Raw genomic sequence first — 24800 nt, 5'->3', positions numbered from 1 at the left:
TTGGTTTACTAATTGTTGTTACTGTACCTCATAAACCTCAAATACGCTGTATATATGTGAATTTGCTATATACATTGATGATTCTGGAAGTCCAAAGCCAGACCCTAAAGACCAATATCCCTTCTTTGGTATGGGTGGCGTCTTAATCAAAAGGAACGATGAGCAAATAATTAAACAATTAGTATCAGAGTTCAAAAGTCGCTGGTCTATTCCTCAAGAACAACCCTTGCACGGTAATGAAATACGCTCTCGAAAAAAAGGTTTTGCTTGGTTAGGAAAAATTTCAAAACCAGAGCAAAATCTATTTTTGGAAGACTTGACACTTACTATCATTAGTTGTCCAATAATTGTTCATGCCTGTGTTGTATCTCGTCAAGGATATCTCAATCGTTATCTTGATAAGTATGGTGAGGAAACTTGGGAGATGATGAAAACTGCATTCTCTATTGTCGTTGAACGTAGTGCAAAGTATGCTGGGATGAATAATGGTAGTCTAATGGTTTATTTTGAAGCCGCAGGAAGAAACGAAGATACTTTACTTAAGCAATACTTTCATGATTTAAGAGCAAAAGGACATCCTTTTGATGCTAATAGATCGGATAAATATTCACCTTTATCTGCTGAAGATTTATCAAACACACTACGTGGAATAGACAGTAAGAAGAAGGCAAACGCAATTATGCAGATTGCTGATTTATGTTTGTATCCCATCGTTCGTAGCAAAGACAATCCGGATAACCAAGCATTTTTGTCCCTCAAGAATGCTGATCGACTTGTCGATTGTCGCTTGACACAGAATCAGATTAATACATTAGGAATTAAGTACTATTGCTTTGACAACCCCTAAAAACAACAAAACCGCCTTATTAGCGGTTTATGATGCGGCAGTCATACGACTACCCCCAGGCTGTGCCTAATTTATATAATATCTTCTATCTTGCTGATTGTCAACTCAGAATCACTTAATGGAAATTTGGAGGTGCGATCGCTCTTTTTAGCGAACCACAGAGGCGCAGAGGACACAGAGGAAGGAGAGAAAATATTGCACGGTGGAGTTTTGCAGGCGATCGCTTTTTTTAACTAACCGCAGAGGCGCAGAAGACACAGACGAAGAAGGGGAGCGATCGCTTCGCTTTTTTTCACAAACCAAAACTCCTTGTTTAATTCTTGGGTTCTTCTTTGAGTTTATTGTTCTGGTTTTTGTGTTGGCGTAGCTAGATTTTATCATCCAAATAGGGAATTAGATGAACCAAATAGTGAATTGTGTGGTTGCTCCATTCTTCTTCGTGTATATAATACTGCCAAGTGAATAGCATTCAGTGTCATTTCATAATCGTGCAGTCTCCTTTCATGCTCTTTTGCTAACTCGTTACTTCTTGTTTGAGTTTCTTCCTCTAGTTTTTGTTGATTTGCTGGTGTAGCCCAAAAAGTTGGGCTAAATAGTGAATAATGTTGTTTGTTCATTATTTTTCCTGGGTATTGTAGCGAGGTAAAGCGAATAGAGTTTTTATCCATATTAAACCTCCTAATGGACAATATAAAACATCTGTACTATAAAATGGTAGATATAAGAATTATTTATGACTAAAAAACTTGCCTTGGAAATAACAAATTCCCAAAGCAAGCCCAATTACTAATTCTTTTTTTCTTCGCACCTTGTGTGCAAAAAGCGTTGTGAACGCGGTTCGTTAAAGTTGCTTCACTTCCGAAACCAACTTCGCCACCATATCCTTCGCACTACCAAAAAGCATTGTAGTTTTATCCTTGTAGAACAACTCATTATCTACACCGGCAAAACCCGTACTCATGCCGCGCTTAATCACAATCGTCTGCTTCGCCCGATCTACTTCCAAAATTGGCATACCATAAATCGGGCTATTTACATCACTTCGCGCCGCCGGATTTACTACATCATTTGCCCCAATTACCAAAGCCACATCCGCTTGTTCAAACTGGGGATTAATATCATCCATGTCGTACAACTGGGTATAAGCCACATTTGCCTCTGCTAGCAACACATTCATGTGTCCCGGCATTCTCCCAGCAACAGGGTGAATGGCATACTTGACATCAACGCCCATTTTTTCTAACTGATCTGACAATTCCCGGACGCTATGTTGCGCTTGGGCAACTGCCATCCCATAACCAGGCACAATTACCACAGAACGGGCATAACCCAACATCATCGCCCCTTCTTCGGGATCGATACTGCGGACAGTTTGATCGATCGCACCACCACCAGCAGCACCACCGCCAGAAGTAGATCCTGTACCAAAAGCACTGAACAGCACACTGAAGAGAGAGCGGTTCATTGCCTTACACATAATTTCGGTGAGGATTAAGCCAGATGCTCCTACCAAAGCCCCAGCGATGATTAACATATTGTTCATCACCACGAAACCCGCCGCCGCCGCCGCCACACCTGACAAGGAGTTCAACAGCGAAATTACCACCGGCATATCGCCGCCACCAATGGGGATGACGAACATCACACCCAGCACTAAAGAAACAGCTACCACTCCCAAGAATATGGGTAAGCTATCTGGTGTGATGATTAAATAGGCACTACCTACCAAATAAGCACCCAGAAGCAACAGGTTAAATGGTTGCTGGAAAGGAAATGTAATCGGGGAACCGCTAATTAAACCTTGCAATTTAGCAAAGGCTAAAAAACTACCTGTGAAGGTAACGCCACCGATTAACACGTCCAATAGCATGGAAATGTTCACATCTAGGGGTACGGGTGCGCCAGAATCCAATAATCGCCAAAATTCGGCAACGGCGACTAATGCTGAAGCTGCACCACCTAAACCGTTGAGTAAACCCACCATTTGGGGCATTTCCGTCATTTGGACTTTATAGGCAACGATCGCCCCAATTCCCGATCCAATTGCCAAGCCCAACAATATCATCTCGTAGTTCAATACATGCTGATCCAGCATTGTCGCTACAATTGCCAGCAGCATTCCCACAGATGCAACCACATTACCGTTTCGCGCTGTAGCTGGTGAACCCAGCTTTTTCAAACCAAAAATGAATAAGGATGCAGCGACTAAATATGTCAGCTGAATGCCAGTTGGTAAAAAGTCGCTCACGCCTTAATCTCCTTCTTCTTGAACATTTGCAGCATTCTATCTGTGACTAGAAAGCCACCGACAACGTTGACTGTAGCTAGTACTACAGCAATTAAACCAAGAATTACTGACACACTTGTTTCTTTAGCACCTGAGGCCACTATTGCCCCAAGTACCGAAATGCCAGAAATCGCGTTTGAGCCTGACATTAAGGGCGTGTGGAGAGTCGGTGGTATTTTGTTGATAACTTCAAAGCCGATAAAAGATGCCAAAACAAATACAAACAAAGCAGCAAGTAATGCCTCTGTCATGAAATCAAAACTCCTTTTAAGAATGGGTATTGGGTACTGGGGATTGGGTATTGGTGTATTGGGTACTGAGAAAGTATTGCTAAGTATTTATTTCCTAGTCCCCAGTCACTAGTCCCTAGTCCCTAATCTTCAGTTCCTAATTAACCGCCGATTGTTGAGTATTCGATGCTTGTAGCGCATCCCGCACTCGTTGATTGCGAATTTCACCAGCGTGGGTAACGCAAGCTGCATCAACGATGTCGTCGCTAAAGTCTACCTGTAAAGTTTTCTCTTTGTTAATTAGCAATTGCATCAACGATGTTACGTTCTTGGCATACAATTGGCTGGCGTGAATTGGCATCGATGACGGGAGATTGATGGGGCCGATAATTGTCACGCCGTTCCATACAATATCTTTGCCTGGTTCTGTGCAGGCGCAGTTACCACCCTGATCAGCAGCCAAATCCACAATCACTGAACCGGGTTTCATTTGTGCCACCATTTCTTCTGTAACCAGCCGTGGTGCTTGTCTCCCAGGAACTTGGGCGGTGGTAATTACCACATCAGAATTTTTGACGTGTTCGGCGACAACTTCTTGGGTACGTTGTTTGCTAGCCTCAGAAATTTCCTTGGCGTAACCGCCAGCAGCAACGGTTTCTTCGTCTAATTTGACTTCAACAAATTTTGCCCCTAAGCTTTGCACTTCTTCTTTGACGGCGGGACGAATATCAAAGGCTTCTACCACAGCTCCCAAACGTCTAGCGGTGGCGATCGCTTGCAATCCGGCTACACCAGCGCCCATAATAAATACCTTCGCTGGAGCGATCGTACCTGCGGCTGTAGTTAACATCGGAAAATATTTCGGTAATGCAGCTGCGGCAATTAATACAGCCTTGTAACCTGCTAATGAAGCTTGCGAGGACAAAGCATCCATACTTTGCGCCCTGGTGGTACGGGGAATCATTTCCATACTCAAAGCTGTGACTTTCCGATTTGCTAGTTGCTGCGCCACAACGGGATTTCCCAAGGGATTGAGGAAACTGACTAAAACAGCCCCTTCCTTTAACAAGTCAATTTCTGAGCGTCCATCTTCTCGTTCTTGTGGGGGGCTGACTTTCAACAGAATATCTGTTTCGCCCCATAATTTGGCACTATCGCTGATTATTGTGGCTCCTGCGGCTTCATAGTCAGAATCGCCAAAAAATGATCGTTCTCCTGCACCTGCTTCTACCCAAACTTCCAAACCTTGTTTTACCAATCGAGCAACGGTGTCAGGAATTAATGCCACACGACGTTCACAAACTTCAATTTCTTTAGCAACTGCTATTCTCATGAAATCTCCTGAAGATAAATACCTAATCTCTGCCAAGTAAGCGATTGTCTAGATGAGGGATATCCCGCACTCACAGTACTTAGGCAGGAACATCACCCATGAATTTTACTTGTAGATTGAACCTTGAAACTTTCCTCTCCCACTCTTAGCTGTCCAGGCAAAGCCTGACTTTGCCGTTCGCAGATGTCATATTTTCAGATAGTTGCAAACAGGGTTACGTATTGCACATCCTAAATTGATTCCCAAATTTTGCATCTTTATCTTCAGCTTGTTTTCGGGATTGATAAATTTTGGTATTCCTTTCTTATAGAGTAATATTGACTAAATTTTGAAAGCTTTATAATTTCCAAATCAAATTTTAATAATTACGACTCTGATTCAAACTTAATTTTAATCAATTTAGTCCAACTTAACAGGCGATCGCTGATGGCACGCCTCAATTTTTATAACAAAATTCTCAAATTTAGATACACTTGTACATATTTGGAAACACAATCCAATCCCAACTGTGTTTATACTGAGTTCAAAATTTGACCAATCTACTCATCAAATCAGCACTCTGTAAGGGTAATGAAGTAACTCTAGTACATAGTAAATTTATGACTAAGTAATTTTGCTGTCGCCCAAAGCTCAGTAAGGATGGCACTTTTTTTGTTATGGAACGTCAATTGTCAGGAAGTCAGTAGTAAAGTTTAGTAACGAATACTAACACACAGTTATTTTAGATAACAGATTTATATTTTGGTAGAGGAAGCCTGATTATGCGACGTTTACTTTCTGCTTTAGCCGTGACTAGCTTTCTGGTTACTGGATTACCAGCCTTGACTTGGGCGCAAAGCTTACCCGGATTTACACTGTTTAGCGGTGTCAAACAAGAAAATCAGCTGCCCTTTAGGTTAGATTTTGGTGGACAAGCGAGTGGTTGGGATCGATACATATTAAGGATTCCAGCCCAAAAAATGAAATTGGCTGTTGGTCAATTTGCCATTACTTACCCTGATTATTACAAAGGAACTTTTGACCAGAAAAAAATTGAAGTCCGAGTCAAAGGTAAAGCAGTTCCGCTTTCTGAAGTGAAGTGGGACAAAGAAGGTAAGCTGATTAATATTTTTCCCCAAGAGCCAGTACCAGCAGGTAGTGCAGTTGAGGTAGTCTTATCTAACGTTAAAAACCCAGCCTTCGGCGGAGTTTACTATTTTCGCTGTCAAGTTCTCTCCCCTGGCGATGTGCCACTATTGCGCTACATGGGAACATGGATTTTGAGCATCAATTAATAAGTTTGGGGAGTGGGGAGATGAGGGAGCAGGGGGAGAAATCAATTCAAAATTCAAAATTAAAGAACTTCTGCCTTCTGCCTCCTCTTTTCCTATTCCCCATTCTCTAATAAAGTAATACAATTAGAGATTGTGAGTTTTTATAAAAATCACCTAAGAGGAGAAGAGTATGAAAAGAACACTAGGCGGTACTAGCCGTAAGAGAAAAAGAACCTCTGGTTTTCGCGCCAGAATGCGGACACCAGACGGCAGAAACGTGATTAGCGCCAGGAGAAGAAAGGGGCGTCACCGTCTAAGCGTTTAGGGCGTATCTAAGCTAAAAGAGCATCTGTGGCTTTGCCTAAAGCAAATCGGCTAAAATCCCGCAAAGATTTCCAGGCAGTTTTCCGGGAAGGAATTCGGCGTCATGGCTTTTATTTAACATTGAGAGCCTTAAAGCCGTTATATTCAACAAAACCTTCTTTGTCCACTGCCACCCAGACAACACAAGCAACTGACTCAGTAAATCTTGCCAGCACGCGGATTGGCATTTCCATAAGCACAAAAGTCAGCAAAAGAGCAGTGGTTCGCAACCGAATCAAACGGCAAATTACTTCTGCTTTATATAGCTTGCTGCCCAAATTATCACTAGGATGGCGGCTAGTGTTTATTGTCAAACCCACAACAGCAGAATCTAAGTGCGTAAGCCCACAATTTCTGCAAGAATTAGAGCAGTTGTTGGCACAAGCTGAGGTGTTCGATGGGAATTCGTGAAGATGTTTATTATGAAGGTGGCCCCCATATTGGGGATTTGATTGTCAACCTGTTGATTGGGCTAACCATTGTCGGGATACCATTAACAGTTGGGGCAGTTGTCAGAGCATTGTGGCTGCGTTTCCGCATCACCGATCGTCGAATTACTGTGACAGGAGGTTGGCAGGGACGCGATCGCACTGACATAATTTACTCAGAAATTGTCAAAGTCGTCACAGTTCCCCGTGGCATTGGCTTGTGGGGAGATATGGTACTAACCCTAAAAAACGGCAGCCGTCTCGAATTGCGGGCAATTCCCAAGTTTCGGGAAGTCTACGACTACATCAACGAAAGAATTGCTGCGAAAAATCCTGAATATAGCGCTGCTGCTAATAAGTGATGGGAGTAGGGAGTAAGGAATACAAAATTTACTCAGAATAAAATCCAAAGTTAAGAACTTCCCACTTCCCAAAAACTACATACCACTCCCAATTCCCCACTCCCCACTCCCTTTTTTTGGATGTGCGGCTATCCGTAGCGAAGGGTAGTCGCACATAATTTATGATTTAGATAAATTAGATTCAGTTAGTTTACAGTACCTCAGGTTGAATTCAGAATAATGGATTTTGGTATCGGCTTTCTCTCGAACAACGTGATGTTGCCAATCATAGATTTCTTCTATGGTATTGTGCCTAGCTACGGATTGGCGATCGTTGCTTTGACCCTGATAGTCCGCTTCGCGCTCTATCCCCTGAGTGCTGGCTCAATTCGCAACATGCGGAAAATGCGAATTGTACAACCTCTGATGCAGAAGCGGATGGCAGAAATCAAAGAGCGCTATAAGGATGAACCGCAAAAACAGCAAGAGGAAATGGTCAATGTTCAAAAAGAATTTGGCAATCCTTTAGCAGGCTGTTTTCCATTACTAGTGCAAATGCCGGTCTTATTAGCGCTGTTTGCCACTTTGCGGGGTTCGCCTTTTGCAAGTGCGAACTACAGCGTTAACCTGCAAATCTTTCCCGTAGAACAAATCGAACAAATTCAACCGCAAGCCTTTGCCACTGCTCCTCAAAATATTTACGTTGCTGATGGAGAACACGTTAAAGTAGCTGCCATCCTTCCTAGTGGTAACAAACTAGCGGTGGGAGAACAAACTAAGATCCAATATCAGACCATTGAGGGCAAACCATTTCAGGTACTTTTGGCAGAACACCCAGAAAATAAGCTCATTCCTGATTGGAAAGTCACCAAAGGTGAAGATAGGATAAAAATTGATGCCCAAGGCAATGTAGAAGCATTGCAGCCCGGAGAAGTCACTATTCAAGGAACAATTCCTGGACTAGCAGCAGACAAAGGTTTTCTATTTATTGATGCTTTAGGCAGGGTTGGCGCAACTGATCCAGATGGCACAATCCACTGGGATATCGTCGCCATGATCGTTTCCTTCGGAATCAGCCTTTATGTTAGCCAAATGCTTTCTGGGCAAAATTCCAGTGGTGGCAATCCGCAGCAAGATACAGTTAACAAAATCACTCCAGTTATTTTTTCTGGAATGTTTTTGTTCTTCCCACTACCAGCTGGGGTGCTGATGTATATGGTAATTGGTAATATTTTCCAAACTGCCCAAACTTATCTTCTCTCCCGCGAACCTCTACCAGAAGAACTGCAAAAAATCGTAGCAACCCAAGAGAAAGAAGCAGTAGTAGCAGAACAAAAAGCATTGCCATTTGAACCAAAAAGTGCCAAGAAAAAGGCGACAGGGGGATCATGAGCAATATTTCCATGCAGCGAGGTCAGCAGTGGGTAAAAACCCTGCTGGAACTCACTGGAATACCTGCTGAAATTCAGGGTCATTTAGAAACTGCCCAATTTCAAGACGGCGATTCCCCAGAACCAGATAACTACTGGTTGACAATTGAACAAACGAATTTGACGACAGAACAGATCCAGGTCTTAATTGGTGCTGATGGTTCTGTGTTAGATGCGATTCAGTATCTAGCAAATTCAGTTTTAAACCTGAGCCAACCTCCAGAGGAACAAGCTTCTTACACTATTGAGTTAAATGGCTACCGGGTCAAAAGAGAAGCCGAAATTCGCGCATTAGCAGAAGCAGCAGCCGATGAAGTGCGCTTTTCTGGTAGAGAAGTGGAAATCAAATCCCTTAGTTCTGCTGAACGGCGTCAAATCCATACCTTCTTGAAAGAGTTTGGAGATTTGGAAACCTTCAGTCGCGGTAAAGAGCCGCATCGTCATCTGGTTGTCCGTCCAGCTTTGTTGGAAGGAGTTGGGAGTTAGAAGTCATTCAATTTTGGATTTTAGATTTTTTATTCAATCCCTTCTCCCAAGGGGAGACGCTGCGCGAACGGGTTCAGCAGTCGCTCATGGGGGAAACCCCCAAGAACGCGCTGCTTCACCAAAATCCAAAATTCAAAATCTAAAATTGGCAGAATCAGGAGTTAATTGAGAACTCATAACTATATAATTTCAAAATTACTCTTGTTGCCTAAAATAAAGATGTAGTAACAGTATTATTGCTGGTAATGAAGATAAATTCTTAGTGAGGATGTCTCACAAATCCTATGGACGCAATTTATATTCCGCAGCTAACTAAAGCCCCGGAGCGGACAGAGGAAGTTCAGGTTCAGGAATTTCTGCCTGGTCTGGAAACGTTGACACCAGTTCGCGGTCATGTGCGCGTGCAGCATCATGGCAATTACCTGGAGGTATCCGCTCAGGCAGAAACAATTATTACTTGTACCTGCAATCGCTGTTTGCAGCAATACAATCGACGTTTAGGGCTTGATAGGAAGGAAATCATCTGGTTAGACGAAACTGCAAATCAGACACATGACTTGCCCCTAGAGCGCGAAGTTACTATGGAAGATTTGCTAGAAACCCTACCCCCTGATGGTTATTTTTATCCCAATGAATGGCTGTATGAGCAGATGTGCTTGGCAATTCCCCAACGCCAACTGTGCAGTCGGAATTGTCCAGGTATTCCTCCAATTACTGCTGAGAGTTCTGATAGTTCTGAAATTCCAGTTGATAACCGTTGGGCTTCTCTGGAAGCCCTAAAAAAGCAACTTCCGGGATAGATATTTAATGCGCCGTTTGCTGTATTACGGCGCAATAAATTATCTATTTCTAAGTATGAGTTGCCTAGAATACCTAACGCGCCTTATAAACTCTACTCCTGATTAAAAAATCCTTTGTCGTACAGCAAAGCAGCAATTTTATCAGTACATTCTATAGCTAATTCTGATGACATTTCTTTAGTTAAAATTGTATCTTGTGGAATATCTTTAAAGAAATTTTCTATAACATTTTCAACTTCTTTGCTAAGGCTCTCATAAATTTGTTTATTATTTATGGTTTTAAATAGGCATCTCAAAGAATTCTGAATTTGCTGCAAGTTATTCTCTCGTAGTTGTATAACTTTTAAAACTTCATCTCTAGAGAGATTAATATTAACAAATTTATCTATAATTTTTTGACCTATAACATCAAAAGAATAAAATTCTTTATATTCTTTACCTGTATAAGTATCTGATAGTAATACTATAAATTTGAAGGTACTAAAAAGCTCGATATAAGCACACAGTATTTTTTCACTAGGATTGCCTACAACAAATAAAGTATGTAAAACTTCTATATTTTCTGAATTGGAATTAGTAATATTTTCTGGATAATAGTGCCAAACAGTATTATTTAACTGACCATCTTTTATATAAGGAATTAAGTGCGATATATAATTTCGCTCCCCTCCTTTGTAAATATAGAAACTGATTGCCATTTTACAGATAGCTCGAAATGCTTCATTTCCTCCAAACGTGAGTTGATACTTAATAGGACTATCAATGGATTCTTGTCGCTTGATTGCATTACTCATAAGTTCTTGAACGTCAATCCAAAGGTGCTTACGTTTAAGCCCATTAAGCGCTTATCTCATCTGATTTTCATCTCTAGCAGAGACAAAAAGGTAGACATTATCTCCATCGGATCTCACATCAATAATTGGTTTGATTGGTACTATTTTGCCACCAGAAATTAAAGATACCTTTTCACCTGTGCTAACTATTTTTGCTTTGGTGTATGGATTCTTATATCTATCGCGCTTGATATCAAGAACTAAGCCTATAGTATTTAGCTGCTTACCAAGAGCAGCATCTATGCCATCAAAGTGCGGAGCACATGTATTGCAAATCAAAGATGATGATTTGAGCCTGCCTCCTATTGAATTGAGTATTATATGTTCTTTGTAACTATTGTCTGGACTAATTTCGCATTCACAGATATAACATTTAGACATATATTTTGCTTAGTTATTAAAATAGTCAGTATTTATAAATTTTAGCGAAACTAGGCTGAATTTGCCGACGATAAACAATCTTTACATCCAAGTTTTAATAATTTTCTGGCAATAGTCTGTAAAAAAGTGAAAAAATGGAGTAGTTTTAAGCATCTGATTATCCTGACAGGTGATTCAACTATACTCACCACAAAAGAGCGTTAAAAAATATCTCACATAGAGCGATCGCACTCGCAACCGCTATGAACTGGTAGATGTTGGTTTTTTAGTTGTTAGAGGTGATACAAACCTGAACAATGAAAGAAGAACTAATAACGATAGCCAAATATGAACTTCCGTGAAGAGTTTAAACTGCTGCTACGCGCCCGCTACCCTTTGATTTATATTCCTACTTATGAGGAAGAACGGGTAGAAGCAGCTATCCGGGAAGAAGCAACCAACCAGGGTAATCGCCCAGTGTATACTTGGGATTTTGTCGATGGCTACCAGGGAAACCCCAATGATGTTGGGTTTGGGCGACGTAACCCCCTACAAGCTTTAGAATTTATCGAAAAATTACCAGCTTCTGCACCAGCTGTATTGATTCTCCGAGATTATCATCGCTTTTTAGATGATGTAGCGATCGCCCGCAAACTCCGCAATCTGTCCCGACTTCTCAAGTCGCAACCAAAAAATATTGTTCTACTGTCGCCACGTATCGCCATTCCTGACGATTTAACCGAAGTGCTGACAGTCGTTGAGTTTCCCTTACCCGCCGCCCCAGAAATTAAAACTGAGGTAGAACGCTTACTACAAAGTACTGGTAACTCCCTTTTTGGGAAAGTTTTAGATGACTTAGTGCGTTCTTGTCAAGGGCTTTCGATGGAAAGGATTCGCCGGGTTTTGGCAAAAGCGATCGCTACCCACGGAGAATTGCGACCAGAAGACGTGGATCTCGTTTTGGAAGAAAAGCGCCAAACTATCCGCCAAACCCAAATCTTGGACTTCTACCCCGCCACTGAGCAAATTTCTGATATCGGCGGACTGGATAACTTAAAAGACTGGCTGATCCGCCGGGGAGGCTCATTTACAGATAAGGCGCGACAGTACGGATTACCGCACCCCCGTGGTTTAATGTTGGTAGGTATTCAGGGAACTGGTAAATCGTTAACGGCAAAAGCGATCGCTCATCACTGGCATTTACCCTTGTTACGTTTGGATGTGGGAAGGTTATTTGGTGGTTTGGTGGGTGAATCAGAATCTCGGACTCGGCAAATGATCCAAGTAGCTGAAGCGCTTGCTCCCTGTATTTTGTGGATTGATGAAATAGATAAAGCCTTTGCCGGACTTGGTAGCAGAGGTGATGCAGGAACAGCTAGCCGTGTGTTTGGGACTTTTATTAACTGGCTAGCCGAAAAAAGCTCACCCGTTTTTGTCGTCGCCACCGCCAACGACATCCAAGCTTTACCGCCGGAAATGCTCCGTAAAGGGCGATTTGATGAAATTTTCTTTGTGGGATTGCCCACCCAAGAAGAGAGAAAAGCAATTTATGACGTTCATTTATCCCGATTGCGCCCCCATAACTTAAAAAGTTATGACATCGAAAGGTTAGCTTATGAAACGCCCGATTTTTCTGGGGCAGAAATTGAGCAAACTTTAATTGAAGCGATGCATATTGGATTTAGCCAAAACCGCGACTTTGCTACTGATGATATTTTAGAAGCAGCCAGTCAGATCATCCCCTTGGCGCGAACTGCTGTAGAGCAAATTCAGCAACTCCAAGAATGGGCTGCTGCTGGGAGAGCACGTTTAGCATCTAAACACAATCCTTTAAGCGAACGCCTCCGGCGCACTACGTGAACGCATTCAGCAGTAGCTACAATAATTGGTTAGTTAATAATTGCTAGTCAATAGTCAACAGTTAATCATGAATTACTATTGACTATTGACCACTGGTGATCAGGTTTTAAATATGTTGTCTGGCTTCATAAAGTTTATACTTGGGTTTTTCTTAGCGATCGCTGTGCTAATAGGTGGCGGCGTTGCAATTGGACTCTATTTCATGAATCGCACCGGCATACCCCCTGCCAAACCCGTTTTTTCTAATGATAGTCCCTCGGTGAAAGCCCAAGCTCCCAAAGCAACTGAGCCTGGAGGAGCTAAATCCACTCTTAAACCTGGGACAAAGGCTGAATCGTCTCCAAGCCCAAACTCCACTCCCACAGAATCACCAAAGGCTACCCCATCACCAAAACCATTGCCATCGGGAGCTTACCGAGGGCGTGTTAGTTGGCGTGAAGGCTTGAGTTTGCGATCGCAACCAAATCAAGAAGCTGAAAAGATTGGTGGGGTTGCTTTTAATCAGAAAATTATTATCTTGGAAGAAAACCAAGATAAATCCTGGCAAAAGATTCGTTTGGAAGGTAGCGAACAAGAAGGTTGGGTGAAAGCTGGTAATACTGAAAAAGTTGATCAACAATAGCTTAAAAATCAGAAAATCAGATGTATCTACTCAATAACTTCATCTGGATATACTTGAGATTGCTTTCCTAGAAAACAGGAAGTATCTATTAATGTATCAATTGGAAGCTCAATTTGAAAAGTAGTTCCTTGCCCCTTGGCAGAAATACAATTGAGCTTACCACCATGTGTTTGAACAACAATTTGATAGCTAATTGATAATCCTAATCCAGTTCCTTGTCCAACTGCTTTAGTTGTGAAAAAGGGATCATAGATTTTATTTTGTAAGTCTTCACTAATGCCAGATCCATTGTCGAAAATTTGAATTTTGACCCAACCGACTTGATTAATGGTTGTTTTAATCCGAATTAAAGGTGTAAAACTGGACTTTGATTTTAAGCTCATCAGCTTTTGTTCTAACACATCAATAGCATTTACAATAATGTTGAAAAATACTTGGTTTAACTGTCCGGGATAGCAATTTACTAAGGGTAAATTACCATATTCTTTAATTACAATAATTTCTGGTCGATTGTTCGGCGCATAACTAATACGGTTCTGAAGAATGAGCAGTGTCGAATTAAGCCCTTCGTGGATGTCCACAGCTTTCAATTGTGCCTCGTCTAGACGAGAGAAGTTACGCAAGGATTCCACAATATGCTTAATACGTTCTGCTCCGGCTTGCATTGAGTTCAGTAGTTTAGGTAAATCTTCTAGCAAGAATGGTAAATCAATAGACTCTAATTTCGCTTGAACCGCAAGCACTGGTTCCGGATAATGTTGCTGATAAGTGTTGATTAATTCTAAGAGTTCGCGCAGATAAATTCCCGAATGAAAAAGGTTTCCATAAATGAAGTTAGCAGGATTATTAATCTCATGAGCAACTCCCGCTACTATTTGCCCTAAAGACGACATTTTTTCTGTTTGAAGAAATTGCAATTGAGCTTTCTGAAGTGCCAACATAGCTATCTCTAATTCTTCAGACCGAGACTCAGCTAGAGTAGCCAGCGCTTCTTGGTTTTGTAAAGCTTGTTTGAGACGTTCTTCGTTTTCTTTAAGATCAGTTGTTTTGACTAGTTGAACACTCATTTGTTCGTTGAAAAAAGATGTGAGCAGTGTCCATCCTAGAAGGAGTAATGTAAATAAGCCAATAATCACAGCCATCCAATAGGTTGCAGCAGTATCAATTGCTGAAAACTCGACCGATTCGATGACTGAAAAATGGGTAGCCATCATGCCTGTGTAGTGCATTGAGGGAATGGCAGCACCCATGAGAATTGCACTGCAAATCCTCAAAATGCGTCCTGTTACTGTACTATTAGCTCTGAGGTTAAACCCCAGCCAGAGAGCAACCAGTGAGATGAGAATGGCGATCGCAATCGAGAGTGCAACCACACTCAAGTCATAAGACATTTTGGCTGGTAAACGAATCGCAGCCATACCGATGTAGTGCATTGCACTAATCCCTATGCCCATCAGGAGGCTACCACTCAACAACCGCAAAATACCAAATTCTGGCTGGCTAACTAAGTACAGAGCTAATCCAGAGGCCAAAATTGCAGGTAGCACCGAAATCAAAACTGTTAACCAGTCATAGTTAATCGGAATCGGTAGACTGAACGCCAGCATAGCAATAAAATGCATTGCCCAAATGCCGATTCCCATAGCGATCGCTCCTCCTAGCAGCCACAACCACCTTTGCTGCGATTTAGCGTCTGTGACTCTTATAGCTAGATCAAGTGTAGTGTAAGCCGTAAGTATGGCAATGACAACGGAGAATAAAGTTAAACGAATATCGTAGATCCCGTAGAGCATTAGGTTGAATATTATCCACAATTCAATGGAAGACTAGACTCACTATTTGTCTGCGTCATGCCCGAAACCCAAATGGATATAGCAAAAATTTTGTCAGGCAAATAGAAAACAAGCCTCCAAAGCTTTACGTTGCTTATTATTCCCTTTACAAAAACTTGTGTATCAGATCAGTGTGGGGAATTCTTTGTAAAGAATCATACTAAAAAAAATGCAATACAGATAAAGTGGTATAATCCTCTGTAGCCAATAACTTGAAAAATGCAAGTGAAAACAGGGTTAGATAGCTATTTAACCAAGCTTGCCTCAGTCTATGAGGCATCCGAAAGCATCAAGGTTGTTCCTACCGTAGTTAATTTCAAATTTTTGAATTGGAAAAAGTTATCTAGTGGTGCGACGATGCGTCTTCTGTCTGTGGCAATGATTACGGGACTTCTGAGTATCGCTGGACAAGCTTTAGCACTTCAGAAAATAGGAAGTAATGGCGCTGATGTTAGTAGTAGCCAGAGGTGTTTAAAAAAATTAGGCTACTTTAACGGCCCAGTGAGTGGCAAGTTTGCTAGCTTGACTCAGAATGCTGTGATTAAATTCCAGCAAGCCAATAGAATCACTGCTGATGGTGTTGTGGGTGCTAGTACTCAAAGAGCCTTGCAACGAGCATGTCAAAGTAGAACTTTTAGCAGGAATACCAGTGGTGGCCAATACCCTGTTCTCTCCCAAGGCAAAACTGGTGCAGCCGTCACAAGGTTACAACAGCGTTTGCGGCAGTTAGGCTACTTGAATACTAATCCCACTGGGAATTTTGGCCCAATGACAAGAGATGCTGTAATTGCATTCCAGCGAAATTATCGCATATCTGCTAACGGGATTGTAAATCAACAAACTTGGAACGCACTTCTGGGTTCCTCTGCTACTCCAGGCAGATCAAGGCTCTCTACTCAACAAGTAAAAGAATTACAAGTGCGTTTGCGGCAGCTAGGTTATTTTAATACTGCTGCTACTGGGAATATTGGCCCAATGACCAGAGAAGCTGTCACTCGATTCCAGCGAAATTACCGCCTACCTGTTAATGGCATCGCCAATGCCCAAGTTTTAGAGGCAGTACGTAGAGCCTCCACTGGTGGATATACTACTCAACAACCAGGCAGAAGTTATCTGACTGTAGGTGATCAAGGAGATAATGTCAGATTAGTTCAAGAGCGTTTATCAAAGTTGGGTTTCTCTAATACCAATCCTGATGGCTTTTTCAGCGATTACACCAGAGAATCTGTGATTGCATTCCAGCAATCATCTCGCCTGAATTCGACTGGAAATGTAGATTGGCAAACTTGGGAAGCATTAGGGTTGAACAACTTGAATGCAGGCAATTATACTGAAAACAACGGTTATGTATTTTCTAGTAATAATGACTATGTAGCACCTCAGACTAATCGCTATGCATTGCCTCCTACCAATGGCTACGTTGTACCTGTGAGTAATGGCAACACATTAGTTGCTAATAATCCCTACAGAGTAATAGTGCCAATTTCCAATAATGATACTCTGATTAAAGTGCAACAATATATACCTAATGCTGTCACGGAACAATCCCATCTAGGGGATTATGTGAATGCTGGAGAATTTAGCGATCGCGCCCAAGCAGAAACACTATCAAAAATGCTCCGCTCTTATGGTCTTGATGCACGAGTAAAATACAATTGATTCTGAATTCAGGATTCAGAATTCAGAATCAATTAGGGGGAATTCAGCCCATTTATCCGTCACTCACATAGAATTCAATTCTGTAGCTTGCTACCCTGAAAGGGTATTCTGGCTCCTGACTCCTGAATTCTGTTTTGTTAAATTGACAAACTCAACTGCGAACCTTCCTGAGTTTTATTCACTTCAATCCTGGCTTGGAAAGCTTCTTTGAGGTGGGGCATGTGAGTGACAGTGAGGATGCAGGCGAAATCGGAAGCGATCGCATTAATCGCTGCAATCAAGCGATCGCATCCTTCAGCATCCTGTGTACCAAATCCCTCATCCACAATCAACAATTGCAACGCCGCCCCCGCCCGTTGTGCTAACAATTTTGCCAAAGCCAAACGGATGGCAAAGTTAATTCTAAAAGCTTCTCCACCAGAGTAAGTTTCATAAGCTCGTGTTCCTCTAGAATCGGCGATTAAAATATCTAAAGTGTCTATCAGCTTGGCATTTTTCTTAGTTGATTTAGCGCTGCGTCCAGATTTTTGAGTAATAAATTGTACATGAAACTGATTTCCACTCAGGCGCGAAAGTAGTTGATTTGTCTCAGCTTCCAGTTGCGGTAACACATTTTCAATCATCAATGTCTGGATACCATTTTTACCAAAAGCTTGCGCTAATTCCTGATAAACACGGTATTCCTGCTTGCAAGATTGTAATTGCTGCTGCTGTTGTTCGTACTGAATTTGCAGAGTTTCTAGTTGATGCGCCAACTGCTCTAAACGCCCTAACTTAGCAATTTGCTCATCGAGTTGCCGTCTGCGTATTGCTAACTGCTGCTCTAGTGCTTGAATTTGGGCAGAGGGGTTAGCTGTTGCTTGTAGTTGCTCAACAATGCTTTCAATTTGCCCGCCGAGTTTTTGCCGCTCCGTTACTCTGGCGCTTCTAGAGTCTTCTAACTCTTGCAATCTCGTCTGGAGTTGGGGATACTGCTGCTGGGCTGACAGCAGTTGTTGATACCGCAAATGCCAAGATTGAGCTTGGCGGACAGCCATACGCAGATTATTGTGCTGCTCGGAACTGTAGCCAATTTCGGTAATGTGACGCTCAAGAGCCGCGATTTGTTTAGCACATTCAGAATCAATCTGATCCTGCTGGATTCTGGCTTGTAATTGAGCAATTTGGGATTGTAATTCTGGTTTTCGGGCTAATAATTGCGCTTGTCGCTTAGTAGCATCTTTAATCTGCCCTTGTTTAATTTCTGCCCATCGCCACCGCTCAACTTCACTCCGGGCGAGGGCGTGGTCTTGTTCATTATAATTAACTTGTTGCAAATATTGGTCTAGCTGCCGGAGTTCGGCTTGTTTATCAGGAGCGTAATCACCAGCTTGGAGCGATCGCTCTAAATGTTGTTTTTCAGCAGCAATTTGTTGTAACTGTTGTTGGACATCAGTTGTAGCTTCTAACTGTGCTGCCAACTGTCCCCGTTGTTCGCGTAAACCATCGTAACTCGCTAACTGTTGTGATATTTCCCGATATTCCTGCCTCAGCACCTGAATTTCTCTATCAGACACAGCCATTTGTTCCCGTACTACCCAAAACTGCCCTTGAGTATCTTCTATCTCAGTCTGGGTTTTTTCCACCACCCGACTCCAGTGATGTTCATCCAGGGGACGCTCACATAATGGACAAAGTGCTTCAGGATTTTGGAGCATTTGCAATTTTTGCTCTAATTCTCCTAGCAGTTTTTCATAATCGCGTTGATGAGCTTGCAGACGTTCGATAAAGTGCCGCCTTTCTTGCCCTTTTTCCTGCACTCGTTGCAAATAAACTCGCTTTTTCTCCAGTTCGTCAATCTGGATTGCCACATCCATTACTGCTTGTTGCAGTTGCGGTTGGCGGCGGTGCTGGCGTTGCAATTGGTTCTCAGTACTTTGGAGTTGTTCGAGTCGCGCTACTAAACCAGCATGAGTGCGATCAAGTTGGCTTTGTAAAATTGCTCGTTGTTGCAACAAGGGAGTAACTTGCATTTGCAGTTGATCAAGACGAGCAACATGGTGACGAGCTGCGGCGAGTTGTGACAAAGCAGCTTCTACTTCACCTGATTTAGTCAGAGTTTGCTGAATTTCTCGCTCTTGTTGCTGCAAAGCTTCGATTTGGGCTTGGGCTTGTTGCAGTTGCCGTTCGATTTCGTGAATTTGTTTGGTAAGCTGTTGTTGCTTTTGTTGGCGAGTCTGCCCAGCGCGGGTGTATTCTTCAAATTTGGCAGCAAAGGCTTCTTCTTGAGATTGGAGACTTTGATATTGGGCGTATCCAGCTTTAATTTCAGCTTCTTGGTGTAAGATTTTTTCTAAATCTGATAACTGAGAGCCAATAGCTGATTGTTCTTGTTGGAGGCGATCGCAATCTTGGCTAAGATTTTGGTATTGCTGCTTTACAAAACTGAGTTGTTGTTCCCAATTTTGGCGCTGGTGCTGGACAACTTGCAAACTTTGTAATTGAATATTATCAAAAGCTTGCACCTGTTGCAGTTGGTTGAGTTCGGCTTCTAACTCTACTCTTTGCGCTTCGGTTGTCTCGCGTTGTTGCAGCTGAATTTTTATCGACTCCAAAGAACGCTCTAACTCTACTGCCCTTGCTTTGAACTGACGAGAAGATTCCTTTGCCCGTTCTTCCAAATCATCGTACTGATTGAGTTTCAACAACTCCGCTAAAATTTCTTTGCGTTCTGTGGGGCGTTTGAGCATGAACTCATCCGCACGCCCTTGACGTAAGTAAGCAGAATTAATAAATGTATCGTAATCGAGCTTAATGTGTTCTAGAATCAAATCTTGAGTTGCTCTTACCCCTTTGCCAGTGAGTGAGCGAAACCCAGATGGTATTTCTATTTGAAATTCAAGAACGCTAGTACCTCCCCGAATTCGGGTACGAATCACCCGATATTTTTGCTGGTTGCTTTTGAAAGTAAAATCAACTCGAACTTCCTTCGCGCCAGAATAGATCACATCATCTTCAGCAGTGGCACGGCTTTCACCCCAAATTGCCCAAGTGATTGCTTCCAAAAGTGAAGATTTACCCGCACCATTGGAACCCGAAATACAAGCCGTATGCAAACCGCCAAAATCTAAAGTTGCATCACGGTAACTAAGAAAGTTTTTGAGGATAAGTTGTACTGGGATCATTCACGCTATAGCGCCACATCTACTTTTAATAAATAACAGTACAGATGCACTGTTTGTTAGTTTAGCTATCTAAATATCAGGTTTCTAGTTTTGAAGACTTCAATTTTACAAAATTTAACAATAGAAAAAGCAAATTTCTCTTGTTGCATGAAGAAGTTTTGCTGTCTTTGGAGAAAAATGAAACTTCTGTGGAGGTTTCTTGTTATTTCTTTCTGTTGTCTGAGAGGAAAATATTCCTATTTGATTTATGAGAATTGAAAGTCACAGATCCCCTACTTCTTTGAGAAGTAGGGGATCTTGTCTCTTACGAATTATTTAGGATTGCTATAGTGGCCAAGACAGAATTTGTTATTGGCTAATTGCGTAGGCGTAGCCCGTCTTAGACATCGCTATCATTTGACCTTGACCGAGGTATCAACAATCCAATATATGTACCGACAGCAAATTTTGTTAAATCTAGAAATTGAGGGCGACTCTTGTCGTCGATAACTGCAAGAGTGAGAGAACCAATCACCATAATCAGCGTTACAACAGCCAGCACTTCATCTCTTGAAGGAAATTTCTTGGATAACATCGACTCACTCCCAAATTTTTTGAATTACTACATCCCTAGCTTTACAGGCGAGTGGTTGTTGTAAGCTTAAATACAGACTTGTGATATGAGTGACTTGTGTATGCGATGAGGATGAATTCCCAAATTGGCAGTTAGAATCAGCAAAAGTGTACTGATTAGCTTATGTCCGGGCGATCGCTTTCCTGTTCTCTAGAAGGTATCCAAAAAGCAAAAAGAGCTTTGATCCGCTGTTCCTTAACTCAAAAAGCATTAGCTGAAGATTTAGGAATTACTCGACAGCCGATCGGAAAGTTCTTTACAGGTAAACCTGTTGACCGCAATCTCTTTGTCCAGATTTGCGACAGGCTAGATTTAGAGTGGGAAGAAATAGTTGCTGAAGCAGCCAGTGAACCAAAGATAAATCAGGATAACAGCATTGATATTGATGCGATTGTGCAAGGGGTACGCGAAAAGATAAAACCCCTCATTCAAGAACGCTGCGGCACAATGCGGGTGCTGGATATGACTCAGCCCATTGGGTTGAATGACATCTATACCAGCGTTAATATCCTGGAAAAAATCACTCGGCGACACGGCTAGGAATTGATGAATTATTACAACAGTGTAGGAGCCAGGATTTTGACCTTTTTGGACTCAATAAAATTACTGAAAAACGAGTTATAGGATTGGAAGCGGTTGAGAAATATTCCAAGCTAATGATTTTGGGAAAGCCAGGTGCAGGCAAAACCACATTCTTGAAGTATTTAGCAATTCAGTGTCTTGCAGGTGAGTATCAGGCTGAACGTGTACCGATTTTTGTTACCCTCAAAAACTTTGCGGAAGCTGAAAACAAACCCAGATTGCTAGAATACATCACCGAAGAACCTATAAATCCTATCTCTTCTATTCGAGATGTAATAACTTATGGCAAGGCATTAGTTTTACTTGATGGGTTGGATGAGGTTAGAGAAGAGGATAGCGATCGCATCTTAAAAGAAATTCGTGAGTTTTCTGACCGTTTCCTAAACAATCAGTTTGTCATGACCTGCCGGATTGCAGCACGGGAGTATACCTTTGAGAAGTTCACAGAGGTGGAAGTTGCTGATTTTGACGATGACCAAATTTCCAACTTTGCCAATAACTGGTTTAAGGAGAAAGCTGTAAAACCAGAGACTTTTATTAGTGTGTGTTGCAAAGCATCGATTAGGCGGGAGTTTCCCAGCGAGTTTCTGAACTATTATTTAGAAGATATCAAGATAAACAAATCTGCTAGTGGTAAAAAAGCTTGGAAATTATTGAATGATAATATATTTAAAAAGTAGCTGTGGAGAACATGAGATGAAAACTGAAAGTGCAAATAAAGCAGAATCCTTCTACATTGCTATAATTCTCTATAAATCATCTTCAGCTCAACATGATTATCAACCTTTGTACCAAGAAAGCTTTGTTTTGATTAAAGCCGATTCTTTAGAAGAAGCAAAAGCAAAGGCTTTGAATCATGGTAAAAATGAAAGTGTCAGCTATACAAATGAGAATGGAGAAACTATTACTTGGTCTTTGCAACAAGTGGTAGATGTGAATTCAGTTTTGTATGATGACTTTGATTCCTCTGAGGATATTGTTGATTTATATGCTCGACATTTTCGGAACTATGAAGCTTACCAATCATTTGAGCCATTATTATCTCAAGAGCAATTCAGAGAAGAGTTATAAAACCATGCGATCGCTCTTGTCGATTCCCATCACTGACCCAAAAGCGATCGCAAGTATTTTTACTTTATATCTATAAAAATCTGGAAGACCGTTTTTATGGGTTCCTATCAATGATAATTTTAAGCATTGGGAACCCCTAAAAATCAAAGTTTATGAACGTAGCCGACGATAAAACGATTGTTCGCGAGTATTTCAATTCCACAGGGTTTGACCGTTGGAAGCGAATCTACGGCGATGGCGAAGTCAACAAAGTCCAACTAGACATCCGCAATGGACACCAGCAAACCGTGGATACAGTTCTCGGCTGGCTGAAGGCTGATAACAATTTACCAGAGCTATCAATCTGCGATGCTGGGTGTGGTGTCGGTAGTCTCAGCATCCCCCTAGCGGTAGATGGTGCCAAAGTCTATGCCACCGATATTTCTGAGAAAATGGTAGAAGAAGGCAAGGATAGAGCCAAGCAAACCTTGCCAAATGCTGAAAATCCCACTTTTGCCGTGCAAGATTTGGAATCGTTAAGTGGTAGTTACCATACCGTCATTTGCTTAGATGTTCTCATCCATTACCCCCAAGAAAAAGCGGATGAGATGATTTCTCACCTCTGTTCTTTGGCACAGTCGCGGATAATTCTCAGTTTTGCGCCGAAGACTTGCGCCCTTAGTATACTCAAGAAAATTGGCAGTTTCTTTCCTGGGCCAAGTAAAGCGACTCGTGCATATTTGCATCGTGAGGCTGATGTGGTGAAAATTTTAGAAAGTAATGGCTTTTCATTGCAACGAAAAGCGATGACGAAGACGCGTTTCTATTTTTCCCGCCTACTTGAAGCTACACGTAAGTAAATTGAGAATCGCAGCAAGAGAAATATTATACCTTTGCTGCGATTTGAAAATCTCAAACCTGAGATACGGTAGATATTGCAGTTGGCATCAAACTTTGTTTTTTCTCTAAATAATCGTTGTTCCGCTCTGCATAATAATACATTATTACAAAGGAGGCGATCGCAGCTGTTCCCAAGAGAATAGTGAAAGCAACTAACCACATTTCCGTTTTATTCAGATAAAATTTCTTCTTTGAAGCTTTAACAAAGGATAGGTCTTGTTCAGACTTCTGGGGATGCTGATTCAAAGCACTACTTTGAATCAGAGTACTTTGCTTTTGATTCTGGCTAGTTTGAGGTATTTGATTAAGGCTTTCATAGGTATATTTAATTTCTTGTTTATTTAATTTCTCTAATTCCCTAATTTCGTGCCATAACGGGTGACGTTGTAGTAACCAACGCCGGACTAATTCTATTTTAACTTTACTGCCTTGCTCATTTAAAAAGCCCTTTGATGCTAGTTCTTTAGTTAATTTTTTCTGCAAATCTCTTGACAATACATCATCATGACTTTGAAGTAACATCAACGGGTTTTTCTCTAGCTGTTGGTCTTTTTTTTCTATAGCTATTTTTTGCGCCTCAGCCACCGCCGAAAAAACTACTTTCTCTGGTACAGATAAAGCTTCCCAATACCATGCAAAACCAGCTTCGGCAAGCTCAACCGCCCTATCTATAATCATTTCTACATCTTCTTCAGAAACTTCCCATTTTTCTAGTTCCCTAGCTCGACTGAAAATTGCAAAACATAAAATTTGAATAAAATAGGGATGTCCTGCTGATAAATCGGTAATTGCTTCTATGGCCTTTGGTTCGTATTTTAAAGAATCTGCAACAGGTTCGATAATTAACTGCTTAATACTTTCGTTATCCAGTAACCCAACTTCTGCAATAGGTACTTTGGGAAATATTTTTAGTAAATTTGATATATCTGCTGGTTTTCTTCCAGCAAATATAATTATAAATAATCTTTTATTTTTATAAACAATATTTTTTAACTGTTTGAATAGTGATTCAAGCTCTACACCTATATGGTTATTGCTTAAAGCATCAAATTCATCTAATAGTAATACCAAATTAGTATCTTTTAGATGTTCCTGAATTTGGGGTAAAAAATTAGTGCAAAAAATCTCCTTTTGTTCTTGTATGTCTTTGGCTTTTGGTATTGCTACTTTATTTGGAGCTATTTTTAATTGTTCGACAATAGTTTCTGCTAAATTTTCTAAGAGGTTTTCTAAGTTTTCTTGGCTATGATATTCTAAATCAAAGCTAACAAAAGCAGACTTATCTACTTTGACAAATTTAGAAATATTATGAAGTAGAGATGACTTACCTATACGTCTTTGACCATGCATTAATATGACTTTCTCGCCTTGTCTCAGATTTTCCTCAATGAACGACAACTGCTGCTGTCGCCCAAAAAATATTTCCGGTTCACTAATGGGACGACCGATGATGTAAGGATTTCTTTGAGACTGTAATGGGATCATAATAATATCTGCGATAAGTCTACTGAGCAGCCTGTAATTTTT

At 41.4% G+C, this 24800-nt stretch carries 26 protein-coding genes; 16 read left to right on the top strand and 10 right to left on the bottom strand.

Annotated features, from left to right (window positions below; translation table 11 throughout):
- The first annotated feature begins 46 nt into the window (after nucleotides 1-46).
- Entirely contained in the window at nucleotides 47-847 is an 801-nt protein-coding gene (locus ACFE90_RS08300) for a DUF3800 domain-containing protein (RefSeq protein WP_375499441.1), read from the top strand.
- 90 nt (nucleotides 848-937) lie between these two features.
- Complete coding sequence (locus ACFE90_RS08295) at nucleotides 938-1084, top strand: hypothetical protein (protein ID WP_375499437.1); 147 nt, start codon at nucleotides 938-940, stop codon at nucleotides 1082-1084.
- Between the two features lie 140 nt (nucleotides 1085-1224).
- On the opposite strand, the gene ACFE90_RS08290 is transcribed toward ACFE90_RS08295, so the two are convergent.
- From ACFE90_RS08290 to ACFE90_RS08275, 4 genes are all read right to left on the bottom strand, one after another.
- Nucleotides 1225-1515: a hypothetical protein gene (locus ACFE90_RS08290; protein ID WP_375499435.1), complete on the bottom strand. Its 291-nt coding sequence runs from the start codon at nucleotides 1513-1515 to the stop codon at nucleotides 1225-1227.
- A gap of 173 nt (nucleotides 1516-1688) precedes the next feature.
- Entirely contained in the window at nucleotides 1689-3095 is a 1407-nt protein-coding gene (locus ACFE90_RS08285) for an NAD(P)(+) transhydrogenase (Re/Si-specific) subunit beta (protein ID WP_375499433.1), read from the bottom strand.
- Complete coding sequence (locus ACFE90_RS08280; protein WP_375499431.1) at nucleotides 3092-3385, bottom strand: NAD(P) transhydrogenase subunit alpha; 294 nt, start codon at nucleotides 3383-3385, stop codon at nucleotides 3092-3094. The genes ACFE90_RS08285 and ACFE90_RS08280 overlap by 4 nt, the downstream gene beginning before the upstream one ends.
- Before the next feature lie 136 nt (nucleotides 3386-3521).
- A complete protein-coding gene (locus tag ACFE90_RS08275) occupies nucleotides 3522-4697 on the bottom strand; it encodes a Re/Si-specific NAD(P)(+) transhydrogenase subunit alpha (RefSeq protein ID WP_375499429.1) in 1176 nt (391 codons plus the stop codon).
- A gap of 761 nt (nucleotides 4698-5458) precedes the next feature.
- Between ACFE90_RS08275 and ACFE90_RS08270 the strand changes: the two genes are divergently transcribed.
- From ACFE90_RS08270 to ACFE90_RS08240, 7 genes are all read left to right on the top strand, one after another.
- The gene (locus ACFE90_RS08270; RefSeq protein WP_375499427.1) at nucleotides 5459-5971 is read left to right on the top strand and encodes a DUF2808 domain-containing protein; all 513 of its coding nucleotides are present in this window, start codon (nucleotides 5459-5461) and stop codon (nucleotides 5969-5971) included.
- A 169-nt stretch (nucleotides 5972-6140) separates the two neighbouring features.
- The gene (rpmH, locus tag ACFE90_RS08265) at nucleotides 6141-6275 is read left to right on the top strand and encodes a 50S ribosomal protein L34 (RefSeq protein WP_094327629.1); all 135 of its coding nucleotides are present in this window, start codon (nucleotides 6141-6143) and stop codon (nucleotides 6273-6275) included.
- A gap of 26 nt (nucleotides 6276-6301) precedes the next feature.
- A complete protein-coding gene (gene rnpA / locus ACFE90_RS08260; RefSeq protein WP_375499425.1) occupies nucleotides 6302-6724 on the top strand; it encodes a ribonuclease P protein component in 423 nt (140 codons plus the stop codon).
- The gene (locus ACFE90_RS08255; protein ID WP_375499423.1) at nucleotides 6711-7103 is read left to right on the top strand and encodes a PH domain-containing protein; all 393 of its coding nucleotides are present in this window, start codon (nucleotides 6711-6713) and stop codon (nucleotides 7101-7103) included. Before rnpA ends, ACFE90_RS08255 begins: the two co-directional genes overlap by 14 nt.
- A gap of 219 nt (nucleotides 7104-7322) precedes the next feature.
- Nucleotides 7323-8474, top strand: coding sequence for a membrane protein insertase YidC (gene yidC, locus ACFE90_RS08250; protein WP_375499421.1), 1152 nt, complete (start codon nucleotides 7323-7325; stop codon nucleotides 8472-8474).
- Complete coding sequence (locus ACFE90_RS08245; RefSeq protein WP_375499419.1) at nucleotides 8471-8998, top strand: protein jag; 528 nt, start codon at nucleotides 8471-8473, stop codon at nucleotides 8996-8998. Before yidC ends, ACFE90_RS08245 begins: the two co-directional genes overlap by 4 nt.
- A 284-nt stretch (nucleotides 8999-9282) precedes the next feature.
- Nucleotides 9283-9798, top strand: a complete 516-nt coding sequence (locus ACFE90_RS08240) for a DUF177 domain-containing protein (protein ID WP_375499417.1) — start codon at nucleotides 9283-9285, stop codon at nucleotides 9796-9798.
- A gap of 92 nt (nucleotides 9799-9890) precedes the next feature.
- Here the strand turns inward: ACFE90_RS08240 and ACFE90_RS08235 are convergent, their stop codons facing one another.
- Nucleotides 9891-10592: a hypothetical protein gene (locus ACFE90_RS08235; protein WP_375499415.1), complete on the bottom strand. Its 702-nt coding sequence runs from the start codon at nucleotides 10590-10592 to the stop codon at nucleotides 9891-9893.
- Between the two features lie 51 nt (nucleotides 10593-10643).
- Nucleotides 10644-11012, bottom strand: coding sequence for an HNH endonuclease (locus tag ACFE90_RS08230; protein WP_375499413.1), 369 nt, complete (start codon nucleotides 11010-11012; stop codon nucleotides 10644-10646).
- Nucleotides 11013-11339: 327 nt separating this feature from the next.
- Between ACFE90_RS08230 and ACFE90_RS08225 the strand changes: the two genes are divergently transcribed.
- Both ACFE90_RS08225 and ACFE90_RS08220 read left to right on the top strand, forming a co-directional pair.
- Nucleotides 11340-12851, top strand: a complete 1512-nt coding sequence (locus ACFE90_RS08225) for an AAA family ATPase (RefSeq protein WP_375499411.1) — start codon at nucleotides 11340-11342, stop codon at nucleotides 12849-12851.
- A gap of 112 nt (nucleotides 12852-12963) precedes the next feature.
- Nucleotides 12964-13473 carry an SH3 domain-containing protein gene (locus tag ACFE90_RS08220; RefSeq protein ID WP_375499409.1) on the top strand — a complete coding sequence of 170 codons (510 nt, stop codon included), beginning with the start codon at nucleotides 12964-12966 and terminating at the stop codon, nucleotides 13471-13473.
- Nucleotides 13474-13499: 26 nt separating this feature from the next.
- Here the strand turns inward: ACFE90_RS08220 and ACFE90_RS08215 are convergent, their stop codons facing one another.
- On the bottom strand, nucleotides 13500-15266 hold the full coding sequence (locus ACFE90_RS08215; protein ID WP_375499407.1) for an MHYT domain-containing protein: 1767 nt from the start codon (nucleotides 15264-15266) through the stop codon (nucleotides 13500-13502).
- Nucleotides 15267-15530: 264 nt separating this feature from the next.
- Here ACFE90_RS08215 and ACFE90_RS08210 point away from each other — a divergent pair, with 264 nt between their 5' ends.
- The gene (locus ACFE90_RS08210) at nucleotides 15531-16964 is read left to right on the top strand and encodes a peptidoglycan-binding protein (RefSeq protein ID WP_375499405.1); all 1434 of its coding nucleotides are present in this window, start codon (nucleotides 15531-15533) and stop codon (nucleotides 16962-16964) included.
- Nucleotides 16965-17101: 137 nt separating this feature from the next.
- Here ACFE90_RS08210 and sbcC read toward each other — a convergent pair whose 3' ends face one another.
- Both sbcC and ACFE90_RS08200 read right to left on the bottom strand, forming a co-directional pair.
- Nucleotides 17102-20128: an exonuclease subunit SbcC gene (sbcC, locus tag ACFE90_RS08205; protein WP_375499403.1), complete on the bottom strand. Its 3027-nt coding sequence runs from the start codon at nucleotides 20126-20128 to the stop codon at nucleotides 17102-17104.
- 379 nt (nucleotides 20129-20507) lie between these two features.
- On the bottom strand, nucleotides 20508-20702 hold the full coding sequence (locus tag ACFE90_RS08200) for a hypothetical protein (RefSeq protein ID WP_375499401.1): 195 nt from the start codon (nucleotides 20700-20702) through the stop codon (nucleotides 20508-20510).
- 162 nt (nucleotides 20703-20864) lie between these two features.
- On the opposite strand from ACFE90_RS08200, the gene ACFE90_RS08195 reads away from it, so the two are divergent.
- From ACFE90_RS08195 to bchM, 4 genes are all read left to right on the top strand, one after another.
- A complete protein-coding gene (locus ACFE90_RS08195) occupies nucleotides 20865-21281 on the top strand; it encodes a hypothetical protein (protein ID WP_375499399.1) in 417 nt (138 codons plus the stop codon).
- A gap of 86 nt (nucleotides 21282-21367) precedes the next feature.
- Nucleotides 21368-22003: an NACHT domain-containing protein gene (locus tag ACFE90_RS08190; protein ID WP_375499397.1), complete on the top strand. Its 636-nt coding sequence runs from the start codon at nucleotides 21368-21370 to the stop codon at nucleotides 22001-22003.
- A gap of 16 nt (nucleotides 22004-22019) precedes the next feature.
- Nucleotides 22020-22394 (top strand): DUF4288 domain-containing protein, encoded by a 375-nt coding sequence (locus tag ACFE90_RS08185; protein ID WP_375499395.1) that lies wholly within the window; start codon nucleotides 22020-22022, stop codon nucleotides 22392-22394.
- Between the two features lie 152 nt (nucleotides 22395-22546).
- Nucleotides 22547-23233: a magnesium protoporphyrin IX methyltransferase gene (gene bchM, locus ACFE90_RS08180; RefSeq protein WP_375499393.1), complete on the top strand. Its 687-nt coding sequence runs from the start codon at nucleotides 22547-22549 to the stop codon at nucleotides 23231-23233.
- Nucleotides 23234-23285: 52 nt separating this feature from the next.
- Here bchM and ACFE90_RS08175 read toward each other — a convergent pair whose 3' ends face one another.
- Entirely contained in the window at nucleotides 23286-24758 is a 1473-nt protein-coding gene (locus ACFE90_RS08175; protein WP_375499391.1) for an AAA-like domain-containing protein, read from the bottom strand.
- Nucleotides 24759-24800 lie beyond the last annotated feature (42 nt).

This window comes from uncultured Nostoc sp. (genome assembly GCF_964245445.1).
GTDB lineage: Bacteria > Cyanobacteriota > Cyanobacteriia > Cyanobacteriales > Nostocaceae > Nostoc.
The sequence above is the reverse complement of the archived record's forward strand: the minus strand, read 5'-3'. Positions and strand labels throughout refer to the sequence as shown.

Bases quoted from the DNA above. Each gene is read 5' to 3' on its own strand.
- ACFE90_RS08290 (WP_375499435.1), bottom strand. From the start codon at position 1,515: ATGGATAAAAACTCTATTCGCTTTACCTCGCTACAATACCCAGGAAAA.
- ACFE90_RS08280 (WP_375499431.1), bottom strand. From the start codon at position 3,385: ATGACAGAGGCATTACTTGCTGCTTTGTTTGTATTTGTTTTGGCATCT.
- ACFE90_RS08275 (WP_375499429.1), bottom strand. From the start codon at position 4,697: ATGAGAATAGCAGTTGCTAAAGAAATTGAAGTTTGTGAACGTCGTGTG.
- ACFE90_RS08270 (WP_375499427.1), top strand. From the start codon at position 5,459: ATGCGACGTTTACTTTCTGCTTTAGCCGTGACTAGCTTTCTGGTTACT.
- rpmH (WP_094327629.1), top strand. From the start codon at position 6,141: ATGAAAAGAACACTAGGCGGTACTAGCCGTAAGAGAAAAAGAACCTCT.
- ACFE90_RS08255 (WP_375499423.1), top strand. From the start codon at position 6,711: ATGGGAATTCGTGAAGATGTTTATTATGAAGGTGGCCCCCATATTGGG.
- yidC (WP_375499421.1), top strand. From the start codon at position 7,323: ATGGATTTTGGTATCGGCTTTCTCTCGAACAACGTGATGTTGCCAATC.
- ACFE90_RS08245 (WP_375499419.1), top strand. From the start codon at position 8,471: ATGAGCAATATTTCCATGCAGCGAGGTCAGCAGTGGGTAAAAACCCTG.
- ACFE90_RS08240 (WP_375499417.1), top strand. From the start codon at position 9,283: ATGGACGCAATTTATATTCCGCAGCTAACTAAAGCCCCGGAGCGGACA.
- ACFE90_RS08235 (WP_375499415.1), bottom strand. From the start codon at position 10,592: ATGAGTAATGCAATCAAGCGACAAGAATCCATTGATAGTCCTATTAAG.
- ACFE90_RS08230 (WP_375499413.1), bottom strand. From the start codon at position 11,012: ATGTCTAAATGTTATATCTGTGAATGCGAAATTAGTCCAGACAATAGT.
- ACFE90_RS08225 (WP_375499411.1), top strand. From the start codon at position 11,340: ATGAACTTCCGTGAAGAGTTTAAACTGCTGCTACGCGCCCGCTACCCT.
- ACFE90_RS08220 (WP_375499409.1), top strand. From the start codon at position 12,964: ATGTTGTCTGGCTTCATAAAGTTTATACTTGGGTTTTTCTTAGCGATC.
- ACFE90_RS08215 (WP_375499407.1), bottom strand. From the start codon at position 15,266: ATGCTCTACGGGATCTACGATATTCGTTTAACTTTATTCTCCGTTGTC.
- sbcC (WP_375499403.1), bottom strand. From the start codon at position 20,128: ATGATCCCAGTACAACTTATCCTCAAAAACTTTCTTAGTTACCGTGAT.
- ACFE90_RS08200 (WP_375499401.1), bottom strand. From the start codon at position 20,702: ATGTTATCCAAGAAATTTCCTTCAAGAGATGAAGTGCTGGCTGTTGTA.
- ACFE90_RS08195 (WP_375499399.1), top strand. From the start codon at position 20,865: ATGTCCGGGCGATCGCTTTCCTGTTCTCTAGAAGGTATCCAAAAAGCA.
- ACFE90_RS08185 (WP_375499395.1), top strand. From the start codon at position 22,020: ATGAAAACTGAAAGTGCAAATAAAGCAGAATCCTTCTACATTGCTATA.
- bchM (WP_375499393.1), top strand. From the start codon at position 22,547: ATGAACGTAGCCGACGATAAAACGATTGTTCGCGAGTATTTCAATTCC.
- ACFE90_RS08175 (WP_375499391.1), bottom strand. From the start codon at position 24,758: ATGATCCCATTACAGTCTCAAAGAAATCCTTACATCATCGGTCGTCCC.